The following is a 2,686-nucleotide window of genomic DNA, read 5'->3' on the forward strand; positions in this document are numbered from 1 at the left end:
CTGCCTCATTCGTGACACTAATCCACTCAACTTTTTGAGAACGAGCCCACGCGTTCAAGTGATGCGCGACGGCAAACTTCGAAATGCAAGTTGGGTTTGGAATGCAAATGCGTTTGTCGCGTAAGCGCGATCGTTCATCGCGTTGCAGTGAGTGAGGGTACCATGAGAGTGGTGTCGCAGGGGACGGCGACCGGGCACTCGCGTGAATTCAGCGTTTCAATGCGCGGATTCTACGTTTCTCGAAACAATACGGACGGCCGGTAGCGCGCACGGGGGTGCCGCTGCCGGCCGTTCTTGCAATTGGAATGCAGATAACCCGCGCCTGAACAGGCGCCATAACGCTACATCAAGGGGGAAGTCATAATGCGTAGTCTGATTGCGGCCGTTGCCGCATGTTTCGCTCTGTCGACCCCGGTCGTGATCGCACCGGCACACGCTCAGAATATCCCGGAGGCGCTGAAGCAGACCGGGAATTCGGAATCGGCGGTCAAGGAAAAGCGTAACGCCTGGGCTGTCGGCGTCGCCGGCGGTCTCATGAGCGGCACCTACATGACTTTCGCGAACGAACTCGCGAGAGCTCTCGACGACGGCGACAACCTGCGAATTCTGCCGATCGTCACCTATGGCGCGGCCTCCAACATCGACGATCTCCTGTATCTGCGCGGCGTCGATATCGCCGTCACCCAGTCTGACGTGTTCGAATATTTCAAGAACGAACGCAAAATCTCCAATCTCAACAACCGGATCCATTACATCATCCGCCTCCCGGTGTCGGAGGTTCATATCCTCGCCAAGCGGGACATCAAGAGCCTTGAGGATCTGCGCGGCAAGAAGGTCAGCTTCGGCCCCGCCGGGGCCGGATCGAGCCTGACCGGAACGATCATCTTCCAGCGGCTCGGCATCCAGGTCGAGCAGCTCAACATCGATGAAGCGAGCGGCATGCAGAAGCTTCGCTCCGGCGAAATCTCCGCGCTTGTGCGTCTGGTCGGCAAGCCGATCGACTTCTTCGCCAAGATCCCGGCCGATGCAAACCTGCATCTGCTTCCGATCCCGTTCTCGAAGAAATTCGCCGACTATTACACGATCGGCGAGTTCTCGGCGGATCAGTATCCGACCCTGATGCCCGAAGGTCAGAACAAGATCGACACCATCGCGGTGCCGGCCGTGCTCGCCGCTTTCAACTGGTCGAAGGGCTCCGATCGCCAGAAGAAGATCGAACGCGTAGTCGAGCGGATGTTTACGAACTGGAGCAAGTTCCAGAAGCCGCCATTCCACCCGAAATGGCGCGACGTCAATCTCGCGGCGACCGTGCCGGGCTGGACCAGGCTCGAAAGCGCCGAGCGTGAATTGCAGAAGCTTCAGGCTCAGGCGCCCGCCGCCAACGCGTCCCCGGACCTCAATCGTGACTTCCAGGCGTACCTGAAGAACGCCGACACGAAGCGGGATGCACAACGCACGCCGCAGAGCCGCGAAGCTCTGTTCGCCGAATTCCTGGCCTGGCGTGATCGACAGGAAGCGATGTCCGCCAACAACCAGGCTCAACCAAGCGATTCAAGACCCGTCGCCCGCAGCAAGAGCCGGAAGTAATCCGGCCAGTGCGGAAATGGGATCAGTGAAGGGGAGTTGCGTCATGAGTAAGCCGAGCCGCGATCCACTCGATAATTTCGACCTTGTGTCGCCATATGCAGAAGGCTGGGCGCGAGACCGAGATGCCCAGTCGTCAACGGAGCCGGCCGCGCCGCGGCCAGTTGGGATCGAGACCGACCACGATGCTCAGATCCTCGACGAGATCGAGGCGAGCCTGCGCGCGATGATCGAGATCAATCACACCGAACCAGCAAAGCTGACTGATGTCAGCCGTGCCGCCGCCGCAAAGCTCTCACAAGAGCTGGAACAGCAGCGGGACGAGGAAGCCGACCGCGATAACGGGCAGGACTCTGCCGCGCCCCATGCGGCTCACCAGACGCATCAGTTCGCAGCCGACATGGAGACGGTGCGTGACGCCCTCCACGATCCGCGCACGCCGCCATGGCTTCTGTCGCGCGCAATCGATACGGAGCCGATCCCCGAGCCCGTGGACGAGCATTGGCCGCGACCAAAAAATCGCAACGGCGCTGGCAGCAAGACCAACAAGATGTTCCTGCGCTTCGGGCTGGCGGCGACGGGTGCGGCGATTGTTGCCGTGATTGCCATCAAGGACATTCCGTCCGTGGTGATGAACACCATCGGCGGGCCGATCTCCGAATTGTCAACCAATGCTGCCGCGGTGTTCAACGAGGGCAGGACGTCGCCGCTGCAGGCACGCATGGACGCGGTGCAGAAGGAGCAGGAGCGCGCAGGCGAGCCCGGTCTTCGCTTTGCCGTCGCCAATGCGGACCCGCAGGCACGCCCGATTGCCGTGAAGACCGAGCCGATCGGACGCGCGGCGGAGCCACGGCGGGAAACGGTGATGACGCCGTGGCCCGCGCCGGAGACGACCAGGCGGCAAGAGCCCGCCGGCGGGCAGCCGTCGCAACCAGCGCAGCAACAGGCACAGCCGCCTGTTGAGACGCCGGCGGCGTCATCCGGCGTTGCAAGCGAGAACACTGCAAAGCCGCGTTCTCTCAGTAATGAGGAAATCGCGGTGCTACGGAAGATGGGTGACGACTACATCTCCAGCGGCGACTTTGTCGGTGCGCGCAGCGTG

General features: G+C 61.6%; 1 protein-coding gene and 1 pseudogene. Both read left to right on the plus strand.

The window, feature by feature from the left end:
• Positions 1-363: 363 nt before the first annotated feature.
• Positions 364-1,587 carry a TAXI family TRAP transporter solute-binding subunit gene (locus VNZ93_RS23365; RefSeq protein ID WP_325711132.1) on the plus strand — a complete coding sequence of 408 codons (1,224 nt, stop codon included), beginning with the start codon at positions 364-366 and terminating at the stop codon, positions 1,585-1,587.
• A 43-nt stretch (positions 1,588-1,630) separates the two neighbouring features.
• A pseudogene (locus VNZ93_RS23370) lies at positions 1,631-2,686 on the plus strand (hypothetical protein); the annotation flags it as partial.

It is taken from the genome of Pseudorhodoplanes sp. (genome assembly GCF_035565795.1).
GTDB lineage: Bacteria > Pseudomonadota > Alphaproteobacteria > Rhizobiales > Xanthobacteraceae > Pseudorhodoplanes.

Excerpts from the sequence above, each read along its gene's own strand:
- VNZ93_RS23365 (WP_325711132.1), top strand. The coding sequence starts at position 364 with ATGCGTAGTCTGATTGCGGCCGTTGCCGCATGTTTCGCTCTGTCGACC.